General features: G+C 71.9%; 13 protein-coding genes and 1 pseudogene. 7 read left to right on the forward strand and 7 right to left on the reverse strand.

From position 1 onward, the window contains the following. Positions 1-14: 14 nt before the first annotated feature. The gene (locus ACSHXC_RS33695; protein WP_438295139.1) at positions 15-2,396 is read left to right on the forward strand and encodes a hypothetical protein; all 2,382 of its coding nucleotides are present in this window, start codon (positions 15-17) and stop codon (positions 2,394-2,396) included. Here the strand turns inward: ACSHXC_RS33695 and ACSHXC_RS33700 are convergent. The 4 genes from ACSHXC_RS33700 to ACSHXC_RS33715 form a co-directional block, all read right to left on the reverse strand. After that, on the reverse strand, positions 2,366-4,768 hold the full coding sequence (locus ACSHXC_RS33700) for a right-handed parallel beta-helix repeat-containing protein (RefSeq protein WP_438295140.1): 2,403 nt from the start codon (positions 4,766-4,768) through the stop codon (positions 2,366-2,368). The two genes, ACSHXC_RS33695 and ACSHXC_RS33700, sit on opposite strands and share 31 nt — an antisense overlap. 113 nt (positions 4,769-4,881) lie before the next feature. Further along, complete coding sequence (locus ACSHXC_RS33705) at positions 4,882-5,487, reverse strand: Rv1733c family protein (RefSeq protein WP_438295141.1); 606 nt, start codon at positions 5,485-5,487, stop codon at positions 4,882-4,884. 138 nt (positions 5,488-5,625) lie between these two features. Next, positions 5,626-6,459 carry an MOSC domain-containing protein gene (locus tag ACSHXC_RS33710; protein WP_438295142.1) on the reverse strand — a complete coding sequence of 278 codons (834 nt, stop codon included), beginning with the start codon at positions 6,457-6,459 and terminating at the stop codon, positions 5,626-5,628. A 57-nt stretch (positions 6,460-6,516) separates the two neighbouring features. Further along, the gene (locus tag ACSHXC_RS33715) at positions 6,517-6,969 is read right to left on the reverse strand and encodes a DUF6643 family protein (RefSeq protein ID WP_438295143.1); all 453 of its coding nucleotides are present in this window, start codon (positions 6,967-6,969) and stop codon (positions 6,517-6,519) included. Between the two features lie 616 nt (positions 6,970-7,585). On the opposite strand from ACSHXC_RS33715, the gene ACSHXC_RS33720 reads away from it, so the two are divergent. Next, complete coding sequence (locus tag ACSHXC_RS33720) at positions 7,586-7,885, forward strand: winged helix-turn-helix transcriptional regulator (RefSeq protein ID WP_438296976.1); 300 nt, start codon at positions 7,586-7,588, stop codon at positions 7,883-7,885. 137 nt (positions 7,886-8,022) lie between these two features. Here ACSHXC_RS33720 and ACSHXC_RS33725 read toward each other — a convergent pair whose 3' ends face one another. Beyond that, on the reverse strand, positions 8,023-8,610 hold the full coding sequence (locus tag ACSHXC_RS33725; RefSeq protein ID WP_438295144.1) for a hypothetical protein: 588 nt from the start codon (positions 8,608-8,610) through the stop codon (positions 8,023-8,025). A gap of 34 nt (positions 8,611-8,644) precedes the next feature. Next, a pseudogene (locus ACSHXC_RS33730) lies at positions 8,645-10,186 on the reverse strand (MFS transporter); the annotation flags it as partial. Between the two features lie 182 nt (positions 10,187-10,368). Between ACSHXC_RS33730 and ACSHXC_RS33735 the strand changes: the two are divergent. Next, positions 10,369-11,703 carry a TerD family protein gene (locus ACSHXC_RS33735; protein ID WP_438295145.1) on the forward strand — a complete coding sequence of 445 codons (1,335 nt, stop codon included), beginning with the start codon at positions 10,369-10,371 and terminating at the stop codon, positions 11,701-11,703. Between the two features lie 7 nt (positions 11,704-11,710). Here ACSHXC_RS33735 and ACSHXC_RS33740 read toward each other — a convergent pair whose 3' ends face one another. After that, on the reverse strand, positions 11,711-12,886 hold the full coding sequence (locus ACSHXC_RS33740) for a glycosyltransferase (protein ID WP_438295146.1): 1,176 nt from the start codon (positions 12,884-12,886) through the stop codon (positions 11,711-11,713). An 81-nt stretch (positions 12,887-12,967) separates the two neighbouring features. Between ACSHXC_RS33740 and ACSHXC_RS33745 the strand changes: the two genes are divergently transcribed. The 4 genes from ACSHXC_RS33745 to ACSHXC_RS33760 all read left to right on the forward strand — a co-directional run bounded on the left by ACSHXC_RS33745 (position 12,968) and on the right by ACSHXC_RS33760 (position 16,583). After that, positions 12,968-13,750: a glutamate racemase gene (locus tag ACSHXC_RS33745; RefSeq protein ID WP_438295147.1), complete on the forward strand. Its 783-nt coding sequence runs from the start codon at positions 12,968-12,970 to the stop codon at positions 13,748-13,750. Between the two features lie 46 nt (positions 13,751-13,796). Then, a complete protein-coding gene (locus ACSHXC_RS33750) occupies positions 13,797-14,384 on the forward strand; it encodes a hypothetical protein (protein ID WP_438295148.1) in 588 nt (195 codons plus the stop codon). Between the two features lie 65 nt (positions 14,385-14,449). Beyond that, positions 14,450-16,066 (forward strand): apolipoprotein N-acyltransferase, encoded by a 1,617-nt coding sequence (gene lnt / locus ACSHXC_RS33755; RefSeq protein ID WP_438295149.1) that lies wholly within the window; start codon positions 14,450-14,452, stop codon positions 16,064-16,066. A gap of 34 nt (positions 16,067-16,100) precedes the next feature. After that, positions 16,101-16,583 (forward strand): NUDIX hydrolase, encoded by a 483-nt coding sequence (locus tag ACSHXC_RS33760; RefSeq protein WP_189960432.1) that lies wholly within the window; start codon positions 16,101-16,103, stop codon positions 16,581-16,583. The last annotated feature ends 22 nt before the right edge of the window (positions 16,584-16,605 follow it).

Consider the following 16,605-nt stretch of genomic DNA (forward strand, 5'->3'; position numbering starts at 1 on the left):
ATCCGAGATCCTGAATGTCCGTGCCATTCGCGCCGCCGATCCTGCCATCACGAGAGCGAGTCGCAGAAGTGTCCCGTGCCACACCCGCCGCCCAGGCCGGTGCCCCAGCAGTCGAGAGCGGCGGGCCCGCCCTCGAACTGCTGGTCCACGGAGTCGGGGGCACCACACCGCAGAAAATGCTCGACGACCCCCGCACCGTGTGCGTCACCGGCGACGACACCGCGGCCATCTACCGCCGCGCCGAGGACACCGATGCCGAAGCGCACCCCGAGCGCTACCGCGACCGCCCCGTGCCCGAGGCGTACGTCTGGTGCAATCTGACCTCCGGCAACAGCGCCCGCGCCCTGTGGCTGCTCCTGCTGCCGTTCATGGTGATCAACCTCGCGCACTGGATGCGGCCGCCCGCCAAGGAGCCGCACTGGGCGATCCGGCTGTACGGGGTCCTGGTGCGGCTCGTCGCGCTCAGCCTCACCGTGCTCCTCGTGGCCGCCGCCTGCGAGGTCGCGCTCGATCTCACCGCCTGGCAGTGCGCGGGCTCGGCCGGCTGCTCGCGCTCCTGGTACTGGCTGGGCTTCACCTCCGTCGCCCACCACGGCTGGTGGTCCCAGCCGGGCCGCCGCCTCGCCCTCGCGGCGCTCGCGCCCGCGGGCCTGACCTTCCTGCTCTGGTACCTCTCCAACCGCACCTGGAGCGCGTACGAATCCCAGCAGCCGCTGAACGCGGAGCCCGCCGACGACCCCGTCGAGGCCGTCAAGCCCGCCTTCAGCAGGCCCGGATTCTGGTACGGCAGGCGCCTGGTGGCCCGGCTGCGCGCCGCTCACACCGCCGCCGGGTTCCTGACCACCGCCGCGGGCGTCACGGCCGCCGCGGCGCGATATGACCGCACCGCCACGAGCGCCGTCTTCGAGACGCTGGGCCTGCTCCTGGAGTCAACCCTCGCTGTGGCAGGGGTAGTTGTGGTGTGGGTGGTGTGCCGCAGGGGACGTACCGAAACACATCTCGACGAGCAGCTCGACCGGGCCGTCACCGCCTGGCTGCCCGTCTCTTCGCTGGCCCTGCTCGCGCTCGCCATGGTGTACGCGGCCTGGGACCGCGCCGACTGGGCCTCCTCCGGCACCCTGCCCGGCGACCGCTCCTTCGGCTTCCTCGCCTTCGCCCAGGGCGTGTTGATCGTCGCCCTGGCTGCCGTGGCCTGGCACCTGCGACGCCGGGCCCCCGGGGAACGCACCGCCCTGTGGGGACTCGGCGGCCCCGCCGTCGCCATGCTCGCCTGCGCGCTCGGCGGCGTGATGACGGGCGGTGTGGCCCAGCGCGTCGCCGACTGGGTGGACCACGGCGCCCTCCACCGGGCGTCCTTCAACGGGCCGCCCGCGCTGCTGACGTGGCAGTCCTCGGTGATCCCCGCCCTGCTGGCCCTGCTGGTCCCCGTCGTGCTGTTCTTCGCCGTACGCACCTGGTGCACCGCCCGCGCCGACGCCCCGCGCGTCATGGCCGACTACCCCACCGAGCAGCCCGACACCGCCCGCACCCGCCAGATCTCCAGAGCGCGCGCGATGGCCGGGCTCACCGACCACGCCCCCGTCTTCCTCGGCATCGTGTCCGGCGCGTCCCTGCTGCTCGGCGCCGCGGCCCTGGTCGGCGCGTGGTGGACCGGCGAAGTACCGGAGCAGGCGGCCGACAGCGCGGCCACGCCCATCGCCTTCGCCGCCGACGCCGCCCAGTCGCTCGGCTCCTGGTGCACCGGCTTCGGCTTCCTGCTCTTCGTCACCTGGGGCCGGCGCGCCTACAAGGACGCGGCGGCCCGCCGCACCGTCGGCATCCTGTGGGACGTCGGCACCTTCTGGCCGCGCGCCGCACACCCCTTCGCGCCGCCCTGCTACGCCGAGCGGGCCGTGCCCGACCTCGCCTGGCGGATGAACACCTGGACCGAGCGGACCGGCGGCCGCCTCGTGATCTCCGGCCACTCGCAGGGCAGCGTGCTCGCCGCGGCCGCCGTCTGGCAACTGCCTTCCGCCACCCGGCGCCGGGTCGCCCTGCTCACCTACGGCTGCCCCGTCGAGCGGCTCTACGGACGCTGGTTCCCCACCTACTTCGGCCCCGCCCCGCTCCAGGCTCTCCACCAGGAGGTGCACTGCTGGCGGAACCTGTGGCGCGCCACCGACCCCATCGGCGGACCCGTTCTGACCGGCGGCGACGTCGACAAGGGCCCACTGCTCGACCCGCTCGCCTACGGCCGCACCCGCGAACACCCGCTGCCCGCGCCGATACTGGGCCACGCCGACTACCAGGCCGACCCCGCTTTCGGGCGCGAACGGGCGCTGCTCCTGGCCGAGCTGGCGAGCGGCGTGCCGAACCAGCGGGTGGATCAGGGCAGTTCGGGCAGATCGTCCGGGTAGAGCAGGGTCAGGTCGTCGGTGCTGGCCTCGGCCAGCTGGGCGACCCGGCCCGCATGCCGCTCCACCATCGACTCGAACGTCTGGCGCGCGGTGCGCCCGTTGCCGAACGCGGCGCCTCTGGGCAGTGCCGTGAAGTACTTCAGGAGGCACTCCGCCGTGCCGGAACCGAGCCGGTACTCGTGCTCGTCGGCCTGCTGCTCCACGATGCGGAGCAGCTCCTCGGGGGAGTAGTCCGAGAACCTGATGGTCCGTGAGAACCGGGACGCCACACCGGGGTTGACGCTCAGGAAGCGCTCCATCTCGGCCGTGTACCCGGCGACGATGACCACCACCGCGTCGCGGTGGTCCTCCATCAGCTTCACCAGCGTGTCGATGGCCTCACGCCCGAAGTCCCGTCCCGAATCCTCGGGGGACAGGGCGTACGCCTCGTCGATGAACAGCACCCCGCCGCGCGCCCGGTCGAAGGCCTCCTGGGTGCGGATCGCGGTCGACCCGATGTGCTCGCCGACCAGGTCGACGCGCGACACCTCGACGAGATGGCCGCGCTCCAGGACGCCGAGGGAGGCCAGGATCTCCCCGTACAGGCGCGCCACCGTGGTCTTTCCGGTGCCGGGGGAGCCGGTGAAGACCAGATGGCGGCGGACCGAGGCCGCCTTGAGGCCGGCCTGCTGCCGCTTGCGCCCGACCTCGATCATGTCGGTGAGCGCCCGCACCTCACGCTTGACGCTCTCCAGCCCCACCAAGGTGTCCAGCTCGCCGAGTACCGCCCCCGAAGTGCGCGCGGGCTCGGTCACCGGCTCCGCCGCCGGGGGCTCGACGGGGCGCGGGCCCGGGACGGCCGAGAGCAGCCCCATGGTCTGCGTCGCGCTCAGCACCGCGGGCGGCTCGGCCGAGCCCGCCTTGGCGCCGCTCTCGTCGCTGGTGCAGTCCTCGACGACCGCGCCGTCCTCCGAGAACTCATAACCCCCGCGAGCACACCGCTCGGTGCGGCAGCGCGTCAGCGTCGTACGGCAGCCGTCGATGACATGGAAGCCGAAGCCGCCGCTGCTGGTCACCCGGCAGCCGTGGAAGGTGCCCCGGCCCTCGGCGGAGACGTAGAACCCGGCCTCGGCGGGCGAGGTGACCGTGACGCGCTCGATGCGCGGATCGGCGCCCTTGGTGACGATGACGCCGGTCTGCGCGCCGTCGATGGTGCAGCCCGCGAGCGTGCCGCCGCTGCCGTGGTCACGGAACCAGGCTCCGGTCGACGCCTCCCTGATCCGGCAGTCGTCGAGCTGCGCGGTCGCGCCGTCGCTCACCGACACCGCCGTGTTGCGGACCTGGGTGAGGTCACTGTCGACGACATCGGCGCGCGAGCCCCGGTCGAGCACGAAGATCGCGTCCGGTACGTCATGGACGCGGCAGCCCTCCAGGACCGCGGTCGCGCCGTCGCTGACCCACACCGCCGGATAGTCGCCCGTACTGTCGTGGATCTCGCACTGGCCGGCGTCCACCCGCGTGCCCGGGTCCCACACCGACAGGCCGTTGCGCCCGAAGCGGCGGACCTTGGTGCGGGTCAGCGTGAGCACGGAGCGCGAGCGCAGATCGACCGCGTTCTCCGGGATGTCGTGGATGTCGCAGTCGGCGAGCGTGAGCACCGCGTCCGTGTCCAGGGTGATGCCGTCGGCCGAAGTCCGGTGCACCGTGCAGTCGGTGAGGTGGGCCGAGGCGCGCGAGGCGATCTGCACCCCGGCGCCCTTGATCTCGTACACCTCGCAGCCGAGTGCCTCTAGACCGCTGCCCTCGCCGCTGACGGCGAGCCCGGCGCCACTGGAGTGGTGCACCCGGCAGCGTTCGAGGCGGGGGTGCCCGCCGCTGTGCACCGAGACGCCGGACTGCCCGGCCGCGACGACCTCGCACTCCTCGAACACCCCGCCCGCACCGTCGAAGACGCCGATCCCGACGCCGCCCGGGTTGTCCACCGTGCACCGCCGCACCGTGGGCCGTGCCCCGCCGCGGACCTCGATGCCCACCGCGGATCGCGTCACCACCCGCAGGTCGACGAGCTCGGGCGCACCGTCCTCCACGAGCAGCGCGGGCGCCGCCGCGTCCTGGCCCTCCAGATACAGGTCCCGCACGGTCGCCGAGGCGCGCACCGTCAGCGCCACACCGTCGGCCGGCGCGATCCGGACCGAGCCGACCGCACCCTCGGGGCCGCGCAGCGTCACGGAGCGGTGCAGCACCAGGTTCTCCCGGTAGGTGCCCGGGGCGACGGTCAGGACGTCGCCGTCGCCCGCGGCCTCCAGGGCCGCGGCCAGAGAGGCGTACTCACCCGTGCGGCGGCGCCACCTCGACGTGCCCGTGTGCGTCACCTGGACCGTACCCTGAGCCATGGCGCTGCCGTGCCCCCACCTCGTGCATGCGACCTCGCACACACCTCGACCGTGACCTGGTTTGTGCGACTGATGGTCCACCGTAGCGCGCGCGGGGCCGGTGAGTTGACCGGTCAGCTGCCTGCGCCGGTGCGGCCCCAGTCCGGACCGTACCGGGCCCACGCCCGGTCCAGTCGCTCATACCGCCGGCGTATCAGCCGCCATACGATCAACCGGCGTACGCCCTCGACGAGTCCGGCGGCCGCCGCGGCCGCGCAGATCCCAGAGAACACGGCATGTGTGTCGGCCGCGGACAGCGCCATCGGACGGGGCGCCGGGCGCCCGTGGTCGTCGGTCCATATCCGGAAGGTGGCGCCGGGAGCGGGCGCCTTGAGCGGCGAGGCCAGCGTGCCGGTGTGTGAACTGCCGTCGTACGCCGTCCAGTTGGCGACCACCCGGGTGCGGGTGGTGCGGCCCGCCGAACCGTCGGGCTCGGCCACCGGGGTGCGCTGCTCGGCCCGGCGCACCACCACCGCCGAGGTCACATGCCGGTGCCGGCGCTGCTCGGTGACGGCCTGGCGCAGGCTCGTATCCGTGAGGAAACCGCAGAGCGCCCCCACCGCCGGTGCGGCGAACACCACGAGCACCAGGGCCACGAGCGCCAGCCACGCCTCCGCGAAGTCGGTGCGGCGGCGCAGCGGATTGCGCCGCCAGCGCCACACTCCCGTAATGGCTCGCACGGGCCACGCACCCCCTTCCGCTTCGTGCCGCCCCGGCGGGCCGGCCTGCGCGCGGGTGGCACGAACAGGGATCTGATCCACCCGGCTTGTCCAGTCCAACGCGTCTGCTACCCACAGGAGTTCCCGCGTGGCGCAGAGCTATGCGAGCACCTTCAGCGCGTCACCGATGCGGATGATGCCGGTGTCCTCCGGGATCACCAGGACGCCGAACGCCAGCGAGCTGCCGATCCGGCGGTGCCGGGCCAGGGTGCGCAGCGGCTCCTTGCCGCGCTCCGCGGTGGCCTGGTCGGTGGTGGTGATGACACAGCGCCCGCAGGGCTTCGCCACCCGGAAGGTGACCTCGCCGATCGATATCCGTGACCAGGTGTCCTCGGCCCATGCCTCGGTCCCTTCGAGGACCACATTGGGCCGGAACCGGTTCATCGGCAGGGGGCCCTCGGCGGGATGGCCGCCCTGCGCGATCAGCGAGTTGAGGGCGTCGAGCGAGGCGCGCGTGGCGATCAGGAGCGGGTATCCGTCGGCGAAGCTGACCGTCTCGCCGTTCGGCGCGTACTTGGGGTTGATGGTTCTGCGGCGCGCCGGGTCGTCGAGGTGCATGAGCCGCACCTCGGTGCCCAGATAGGCGCTGAACCACGCGTGGGCCTCGTCGGCGGCGGTCACCGCCTTGAACTTGTTGCCGAAGAGCGTGACGCCGACGGCGGCCATCGGCTCCGGCGGCTCGACGACCAGATCGTCGCGCCCCGGCGCGGAAAGCCGCACACCTCCGCCCGGCAGTGTGGCGGCACTGCTCATGGCGAGGCCCGGCCGCTCGCGTTGAGTGACGGCCGTGCCCTCCGCGTCCACCAGCATCCAGCGACGGTCCCCGGCGAGCCCCCATGGCTCGACCGCCGCTTCTGCTGTGTCGTATCCCCCGACCGACTTGACGGGATGAATGTGCATCCCGTGGACAACCGCATCAAGCCCGTTGCTCATAAACACATTCTGCCAGCCGCCTCGGACAAGTGTCCGGGCGGCCGGTCCCGCCCTTGATCAGTACCCGGTGCCCTGATAGGGCCGGTTGTACGGATCCTCGTACGGCGCGGGCGCCGGCCGGGGCGCGGCTGGCCGCATGGCCTCGTACCCGGTGCCCATCGGCCGTTGCGGCATGGCTTGCTGCCCCTGGTAGCCGCGCGGGGCCGAGGTCTGCTGCGGGATGTACGGGGCGGGCGCGTGCTGCAGCGGCGTCGGCTGCGGCATCTGCTGCTGGTACCCGTACGACGAGGCGTAGGAGGGGCTCTGCTGCGAAGGGGCGGCCGGCAGCGCGGGCAGCGCCGACGGAAGCGCCGGCAGGTAACTGCTGCCGGTGTCATAGAGGGAAGGCACTCGGATCGGGGCGATCTGAGGCGTACCCCGTTCTGCGACGAGGGAGTCGTAGATGGGGGTGTCCGGGAAGAACGGCGCGGAGTAGTAACCGCCGCCATAGGTGGAGCGGGGGGAGGTCATGGCACATAAGTTAAGCCCACGATGTGGTCGTTGGGGAGCCCCAATCCTAGGGTCATCCGTTTTACGCTGGTTTTGTCTGCTTGACCTGCCGAAACGTCGTTGACGAGGCTCTGACGGCGAGGGCTAATACGAGGCGTCCTGATTGACGAGAAGTGACGGAACGGCCACGAAGGGCGACGTCTGAACTGTGCTGTCAAGCAGGGACCCTCGACCCTGAGCGCCTTGCGTCACCAGGTGATTGACGACCGGTTAACGCAGGGCGGCCGCCATGACGGCGGCTGGCCTGCGCGCTCCTGCTCCTGAGCTTCGTTCATATCCCCGAGAGATGTGGACGCCAGGTCATGGGGTTGTTTTGACCTCCAACCGATTTCCGCCGGGGCGACCTCCGGAGTGTCGCACTTGGGCGCCATGGGGGGCAACGCGGACCTTCGGCCCGGGGCGTCCCCAACATGACCGGTTCGGCCAATATCCCTTCAAACGGGTGTAGTTAGCATGGGGATATTGGGATGCCGTGCAGAGATGGCAGGGGACGGATAGTGGGAGGAACATGCGGCCGCGCGTGGATGAGATGCTCGACTACTGCACTCTTGAGGTCGCGATGACCATCTGCGGGGGTATGTGGAAGCTCAGTATCATGAAATATCTGTTCGGCGGGACGTTACGTTCTGGTGAATTGAACCGGGTCATGCCGGATATCACTCCGCGGATGCTCACCCGGCAGCTGCGCGATCTGGAGGAGGACGGGCTCGTCCGGTGGACCGTCTACCAGGAGATCCCGCACCGGGTGGAGTACTCGCTGACCGAGATCGGCATGAGCCTGCGTGGCCTGGTGGGCCAGTTGGAGGAGTGGGGCAACTACTACCGCGAGCAGGTCCGCAGCACCGCTCCGGACGTTCCGGACTCCTCGGCGGCGTGATCCCCGCCCGGCCCCGGCGTGGTCACAGTGTCCTCCGGCCTCACGGCCGGGGGAGCCGACCAGCAGCCCGTATGCGGCCGTCTCGCTGAGGGGGCGTACGCCGTTCCGCGAGATGGCCGCTGCCCGGGGCGGCGGTCTCAGGCCGTCGACTCCCGCTCCGCCGGGGCGTGCTGCGGGGTGGCCGGCGCGGCCCCGGGCTTCGCGGGGCGCAGGAGTGCGGCGGCCAGGGCGGCGAGGATCGGCAGGACGGCTGCCACCGTCGCGGTGCTGACCGAGAAGCCCGTATCGAAGGCGTGCTGGGCGCCGCTGCGCAGGGCCTCCCCCGTGCTGCCGGCGAGCCGGCCCGCCAGGTCCATGGCCGCGCTCAACGACCCTGAGGCGGTGCCCGGTTGACTGCCCGTCAGGCCCGATACCGGCTTCAGGCTCGCACCGTACGCGACCGTCGTGACGATGCCCATCGCCGCGACGCCGAGCCCGGCGCCCAGCGAGAAGCCGACCTCCTGGACGGCGCCGGCCTCCGCGGCCCGCTCGGGAGGGGCCGCGCTCATCATCGAGTCCGCGCCCAGCGTCATGACGGTGCCCGCGCCGAGGCCGACCGCGACCGGGGCCGGGACGTTCCCGGCGGCCCCGAACACCGACAGCGCGATCAGGGCGAGGGCGAGCGCCGTCACGCCCGCCGTCACGCCCCACCGGTTGCCGACGGCCCGCCGAAAGGCGCGGGGCAAGGACCCCGCCGGCCGCGCTGGCCACCGCCACCGGCACGAGCGTCAGACCCGCGGTCAACGGCGAGTAGCCGTTGACCAGTTGGAGCTGCTGGGTGAGCAGGAACAGCAGGCCCGTATAGGCGCCGTAGCACAGCAGGATCGAGACGGTGGAGACCGAGAAGCGGCGGTCGGCGAACAGCCTCATGTCAAGGAGGGGGTTCGGGATGCGGCGTTGGCGCAGGGTGAAGGCGACAAGCAGCGCCACGCCCAGGACGCCCACTCCCACGGTGACCGGCGAGACACTGTCGGGCTGGCCGATGTGCTGCAGCGCGTACACGGCTCCCGCCAGGCCGAGGATCGAGATCAGCGCGCTGGGGGCGTCGAAACGGCTCGGAGAGGCGTTGCGCGACTCGGGGACGAGGACCGAGCCGGCCAGCAGCGCGAGTGCCGCGATCGGTACGTTGACGAGGAACACCGAGCCCCAGAAGAACCGCTCCACCAGGGCGCCGCCGAGCACCGGCCCGAGCGCCGCGCCCGTGCTGGAGCCAGCCACCCACAGCCCGTACGCCAGCGACCGCTCGCGGGCGACCGGGAAGACGACCCGGATGACGACCACCGTGCTCGACAGCATCATCGAATAGCCGAGTCCCTGGACGGCCCTGGCCGCGATGAGCTGTCCCGGCGCCGAGGAGAGCGCCGCCACGAGTGAGGCGAGGGCGAAGACGCTCACCCCGGTCATGAGGATCCGTTTGCGCCCGATCCGGTCTCCCAGCGTGGAGCACACCACCAGCGTCGCCGCGACGGTGAGCGCGTAGCCATCCATGATCCACAGCAGTTCGGAGCTGGACGGCAGTAATTCCCGGCCCGCCGTGGGCAGTGCGACGTTGAGGATGGTGAGGTCCATGCCTCCCATGAGCATTCCGGCCGGCAGCACGACAAGGACCGCCCAGCGGCGGGGATCCGACTTTTCTTCTGTCATGAGTTCATCGTGCAGATCGTCCGGAGGGCAGGACAAGTACGGTATTTCTTGTCCCTGGGGACAAATTGTGGACCGCCTCTGACCGGGGTCTCCGGCGAAAATGGAGCAAACTCCGGAGCGGCAATCTCCGGCGGTTCGGGACTGCCGCTGAGGGATTTCCGCGAACTGCGTCTTCCCGGTGCCTCGGAGCGCGCGCAGGGGGACTCGGAGCCCGGCCTCCTGCACCGAGCGGTAGCAGTACGCGGCGCGGGCCACGGTCAGCAATGCGCAGCCCTCCCGTGCGGCCGGCCCGGCGGCGTGACAGGCCGCCAGGACCTCCGGCCCGTCGATGTGCGGCGCGGTGGACGCCGCGTACAGGCGCCCGGCCTCGACCGCCGAGCCCGGATCGTCCGAACCGGTCTCCAGACCGCTGAGTCGGCAGAAGGCGACCAGCTTGTCGCCCAGGAATCCGTGGCGTTCCTCGCATGCCTCGTCCCAGTGGTCGCGCATGCCCGCCGCCACCGCCACGGCGACGACCGGCGAAAGCAGCCGCTGGCTCCCGCCGAGCGCGGCCTCCCGTGCGACCGCGGCACCCGGGCCGTGGCCGGAGACGATCCGGTACAGGGCGAAGGAGTCCATCACCTCGGCCGGCCGCGGAGCCGGCCGGGGCGGTCGACGAGGTGCTCTTCGGGCTGGGGGAGCCCGATACCTGTCAAGGGCAAGGCCATCCGGGGTTACCGGCCGGTGGCCGGGTGAGGTGCCGGGTGGCCGATCGGGCACTAGGTTGACGGTGCAGAAATCTTTCGGTACCGCGGCGAGTGATGGGGGAGAGCATGTCCATGCTTAAAGGAGCCAATGTTCCGGTGCCTGCGCACTCGGTACGCGTCGAACTGGCCTGGCGGTCGGGACCCGGTGTCCCCGACGTGGATGCCTCGGCCCTTCTGCTGGCCGGGGGGCGGGTCCGCTCGGACGCCGACTTCGTCTTCTACAACCAGCCGACCCACTCCTCGGGTGCCGTACGCCACGAAGGCAAGCGGTCCGGTCCCGACGCGGTGACGGACACCCTGGTCATCGACCTCGCGCAAGTCGAACCGGCCGTCGAGCGCATCGTGCTCGCCGCCTCCGCCGACGGCGGAACCTTCGGCCGCGTCCCGGGTCTCGGCATCCGCGTCCTGGACGCGGCCACCGGCGCGGAGCTCGCGCGCTTCGACAGCAAGGACGCCACCGTCGAGACCGCGTTCATCCTCGGCGAGCTATACCGCCGCCAGGGCGCCTGGAAGTTCCGCGCCGTCGGCCAGGGTTACGACAGCGGACTCGAAGGCCTGGCAACGGACTTCGGGATCACCGTCGACAAGCCGCAGCAGCCGCCCGCCGCGTCACCCGTGCAGGCGCCCTTCACCCCGGCGCCGCCTCCCGCGCAGGCCGCATACACCCCGCCCCCGCCGCCCGTGTGGCCCGAGCCGGCTGCTCAGATTCAGGCGCCTCCGACCGCTCCGCCGTTGACGCCTCCGTCACCCGTGCGCCTCTCCAAAGTCACCCTCACGAAGGACGCACCCAGGGTTTCGCTCGCCAAACAGGGCGGCACTTCGGGCGCGATGCGGGTGAACCTCAACTGGCAGAGCCGCAAGCAATTCAGCGGCTGGGGCGCCAAGTTGGGCCGCGCCGCCGCCAACCACTCCGATCTCGACCTCGACCTGTGCGCCCTGTACGAGCTCGCCGACGGCCGCAAGGGCGTCGTCCAGGCCCTGGGCAACGCCTTCGGCGCGCTCCATCAGCCCCCGTACATCCACCTCGACGGCGACGACCGCACCGGCGCCGTCGAATCGGGCGAGAACCTCACCGTCAATCTCGACCAGAAGGACAAGTTCCGCCGCCTGCTGATCTTCGTCACCATCTATGAGGGCGCCCGCAGCTTCGCCGACCTGCACGCCACGGTGACCCTCCAGCCGCAGTTCGGCGCGCCGATCGAGTTCTTCCTCGACGAATGCACCGTCCCCTCCACGGTCTGCGCGCTCGCCCTGATCACCAACAACAACGGCGACCTGGTCGTCCAGCGCGAGGCCCGCTACCTGGTGCCCGCGCGCGGCGTCAGCCCGCAGCGCACCATCGACCAGGCCTACGGCTGGGGCATGAACTGGACGCCCGGCCGCAAGTAGCCCCGCGTCACCGCTGCTCGGGTGCGGCCTCCGGCCGGGCGTAGGTGCGGCCCTTCCAGGCCGCACCCCGCCCCCGGTAGTGCTGCACCGCCGAGTCGACCGTCATCAGCAGGTAGAGCAGCGCCGTGAACGGCAGCGTCGGGGCCAGTGCGAGCGGCTGGCGGTAGTGGCGGAGCATCGGCAGATACGTTCCGGTCATCACCAGCCAGGCAAGACCGCCCGCCCACGCGGCCCCGGCACTCCCGGTCGCCAGGCCCGCGACGAAGGTGACCGGCGGCGCCAGATAGACCAGCGCCAGACCCGCGACGGTGCCGAGCAGCACCAGCGGGTTGTGCCGCAACTGCGCGTACGCACTGCGCGAGACCATGCGCCACAGGTCGGCCAGGCGCGGATAGGGGCGCACACTGTCGACCCGGTCCGCGAGGCCCAGCCAGACCCGTCCGCCGGACCTGCGCACCGCCCGCGCCACGGACACGTCGTCGATCACCGCCTGGCGCACCGCGTCCGGAATCCCGGCCCGGGCCGCGGCCTGAGTACGCAGGAGCACGCAACCACCGGCCGCTGCCGTGGCACGCGGCCTGCGGGCGTTGATCCAGCGGAACGGATACAGCTGGGCGAAGAAGTACACGAACGCCGGGACGATCAGCCGCTCCCAGCCGCTCGCCACCCGCAGCCGGGCCATCTGCGACACCAGGTCGAAGCCGCCGCCGCGGGCCGCGGCGACCAGCTCCCGCAGGCTGTCCGGCGCATGCGCGATGTCGGCGTCGGTGAGCAGCAGGTACTCCGGCTCACGCGCCCGCGCGAGCGCGATGCCGTGGCGCAGCGCCCACAGCTTGCCGGTCCAGCCCGCCTCCGGCTCACCCGGAGACACCACGGACAACGGCAGACCCCCGTGCCGCTCGGCGAGGGAACGGGCGAGCTCGCCGGTTCCGTCCGAGCTCCCGTCGTCCACCAGGAAGATCTCAGCGCGGCCGGGATAGTCCTGCGCGAGCAGCGAGGGAAGGCTCGAAGGCAGCACCTCCGCCTCGTCGCGGGCCGGCACCACCACCGCGACATCCGGCCAATGTTCGAGCGGTACGCGGGGCGGCAGCCGCTGGTCGGTGCGCCAGAAGAAGCCCTGCCCGAGCAGCAGCCAGAGCCAGACGACCAGGGACACCAGGGCGATCCATACAAGGGCGCTCATCCGCCGCAGTCTGCCCCACATCCCGTGCTCCACACGGGACCTCGGCCGTTTCCGCCGGGGCTCGTCGACTATGGTGACCGGGTGAAGATCGCGCTCATGGACTCCGGAATCGGCCTGCTCGCCGCGGCCGCGGCGGTACGCCGGCTACGGCCCGACGCCGAACTCGTGATCTCGAACGACCCGGACGGCATGCCCTGGGGCCCGCGCACGCCCGAAGGCGTCGCCGAGCGCGCCCTCGCCGTGGCCAGGGCCGCCGCGGCCCTGGAGCCGGACGCCCTGATCATCGCCTGCAACACCGCGTCCGTGCACGCCCTGCCCGCGATCCGCGCCGCCCTGGAACCGGAGATCCCGGTGATCGGCACCGTCCCCGCGATCAAGCCCGCCGCGGCCGGCCGCGAGCCCTTCGCGATCTGGGCGACCCCGGCCACCACCGGCAGCCCGTACCAGCGCGGACTGATCCGCGAATTCGCCGACGGCGTCCCCGTTACGGAGGTGCCCTGCCACGGCCTCGCCGAGGCCGTGGAGCACGCCGACGACGCCGCGATCGACCGGGCCGTCGCCGTGGCCGCCGCCCTCACGCCGCCCGAGGTAGGGACCGTCGTCCTGGGCTGCACCCATTACGAGCTGGTCGCCGAACGCATCCGTATGGCCCTGCGCCCCGACGGCGGCCCGCTCACCTTCTTCGGCAGCGCCGAGGCCGTGGCCGCCCAGGGCCTGCGCCGGGCCGGGATCATGCCCGCACCTGAAGCCCCCCAGGTCGGAGGCCTCACCGTGCTGCTCAGCGGCCGCACCGGCACCCTGCCCGACGCCGCCCTCGCCTACCCCGAAGGCCGCCTGCTCCAGGCCGTCAGCCCCGCTCACTGAGCGCTGGGCGGTGCCACGGCAGCGGAACCTGAGTACGCTGCTACACATGAGGGAACCGTCCCCGGAGTACCCCACGCCCCCCGAGTCCCAGCACGGATCCGGTGCCGCCGAGCAGGCGCCAGAGGTCTGGACCGGCCGGGCGACCAACCGCGTCCAGTGGCTGCTCGCGGCAGGCGGCGCGGCCTGCATCGCGCTCGGCGTCGAGCTGGCCGTCGACTCGACCTGGACCTCCGGCATCGCGCCGCTCCTGATGTCCGTGGTCGGCTGCCTGGCGGCCGGGCTCCTCGTGCTCTTCGGGACCCTCGCCTTCGTCCACGTGTCGGTCAAGGTCGACGGGGACTGCCTGGAAGTGCGCTGCGGCCACATCGGGCTGCCGCGTCGCACCATCCCCCTCGACCACGTCGTCACGGCCGACTTCGTGCCCCGCGTCACCCCGCGCCAGTGGGGCGGCTGGGGCTACCGCTGGCGCCCCGAGATCGGCACCGCCGTCGTCGTGCGCCGAGGTGAGGGCGTGGCGCTCAAGCTCGGCGACGGCCGCGTCTTCACCGTCACCGTCGACGACGCCGAAGCGGCGGTACGTGTCATCCGCGACCGGCTGAGGCTGCTCGGCACCACCAAGCCCGCCGAGGCCTGACCTTCCGCCCGGTGCCCTGAGACCGGACTCCCCGGTACACAGCCACCCGCCGTAGACTCCGCCGGGTGAGCACCACCGAAACCCCCACAACCGAGCCGGAACAGCTCGGACCGCAGCCTGCCGCACCCTCGCGGCTGCGGGGACTGCTGAACCGTCTCGCCCGGCCCGCCGTGGCCGCGCTGGCTGGGGTGCTCCTGTACCTGAGCTTCCCGCCGAGGCCCCTGTGGTGGCTGGCGCTGCCCGCGTTCGCCGTCCTCGGCTGGCTCCTGCGCGGCCGCAGCTGGAAGGCGGGCCTCGGCCTCGGCTACCTCTTCGGCCTCGGCTTCCTGCTCCCGCTCCTCGTGTGGACCGGTGTGGAGGTAGGCCCCGGGCCCTGGCTGGGGCTCGCCGCGATCGAGGCGCTGTTCATCGGGGCGGCCGGAGCGGGTATGGCGGTGGTCTCCAGGCTTCCGCTGTGGCCTGTGTGGTCCGCCACCATGTGGGTCGCCGCCGAGGCGGCCCGCGCCCGCGCACCCTTCGGCGGCTTCCCCTGGGGCAAGGTCGCCTTCGGACAGGCCGACGGGACCTTCCTGCCCCTCGCCGCCCTGGGCGGCACACCCGTACTCGGCTTCGCCGTGGTGCTGTGCGGGTTCGGCCTGTACGCATGCGTACGGCAAGCGCTGCGGCTCCGGAACACCGGCAGCGTCCGCAAGGGAGCGGCGGCCGCCGCACTGCTCACGGTCGTCGTGCCGGTCGCGGCGTCCTACGGCGCCCGTGGCCTGGTCAGCGACTCGGCGGAGGACGGCACCGCGACCGTCGCCGTGATCCAGGGCAACGTGCCCCGCCTCGGCCTCGACTTCAACTCCCAGCGCCGGGCCGTGCTCGACTACCACGTACGCGAGACCCTGCGGCTCGCCGACCGGGTCAAGGCCGGCAAGGAGCCACAGCCCGACTTCGTGCTGTGGCCGGAGAACTCCTCCGACGTCGACCCCTTCGTGGACGACGAGGCCCGCGCCGTCATCGACCAGGCCGCCAAGGCCATAGGCGCACCCATCTCGGTCGGCGCGGTCGTCGGCGGCTACGGCGCGAAGCTCTACAACGAGCAGGTCCAGTGGGATCCCAAGCGGGGCCCCGTCGCGACGTACGACAAGCGGCAGATCCAGCCCTTCGGCGAGTACATCCCGCTGCGCGGACTCATCAACACCTTCACCCCCGGCTACACCTCCATGGTCCGCGAGGACTTCAACCGCGGCACCAAGCCGGGCCTGTTCACCATGGCCGGCACCAAGGTCGGCATCGCCACCTGTTACGAGGCCGCCTTCGACTGGGCGGTGCGCGACACCGTCACCGCGGGCGCCCAGCTGATCTCCGTGCCGAGCAACAACGCCACCTTCGACCGCAGCGAGATGACCTACCAGCAGCTTGCCATGTCCCGGGTGCGGGCGGTCGAGCACAGCAGGACCGTCACGGTTCCGGTCACCAGCGGGGTCAGCGCCGTGATCATGCCCGACGGCAAGGTCGTCCAGAAGACCGCCATGTTCACCCCTGCCTCACTGGTCGCCAAGGTGCCGCTGCGCTCCTCGCAGACGCCCGCGACCAAGCTGGGCACGCTGCCCGAGTGGGCGCTCGTCGCGGCCGCCGCCGCGGGCCTGGCCTGGGCGATCACCCGGTCCGTGCGGGGGCGCCGCGGCACCGAGAGCTGACTGGCCAGATCCGGACGGCCGTTAGGGTCGGGGCATGGCAACTCCTGACTTCATTCAAGACATCCGGGCCCTCGCCGGGCACCAGCTGCTCCTGCTGCCGGGAGTGAGCGCGATCGTCTTCGACGACGAGGGCCGGGTCCTGCTCGGCCGCCGGGCGGACAACGGCAAGTGGTCGACGATCGGCGGCATCCCGGAGCCGGGGGAGGAGCCCGCCCACACTGCCGTGCGCGAGGTGTACGAGGAGACCGGCGTACGGTGCGTCGCCGAGCGGGTGGTGCTCGTGGAGGCCGGGAAGAGCACCATCACCTACCCCAACGGCGACCAGTGCCAGTTCATGGACATCACCTTCCGCTGCCGGGCCACCGGCGGAGAGGCCCGCGTCAACGACGAGGAGTCCCTCGAAGTGGGCTGGTTCGCCATGGACGCACTCCCGAAGCTCAGCGAGTTCGCTCTGTTCCGCATCAAGCAGGCGCAGTCGGACAGCCCCACATGGTTCCAACCCAGCACTGGGCTCTGAAGTATGTGTGCTGACCACATGG

It is taken from the genome of Streptomyces sp. HUAS TT7, assembly GCF_051550175.1.
Classification (GTDB): Bacteria; Actinomycetota; Actinomycetes; order Streptomycetales; family Streptomycetaceae; genus Streptomyces.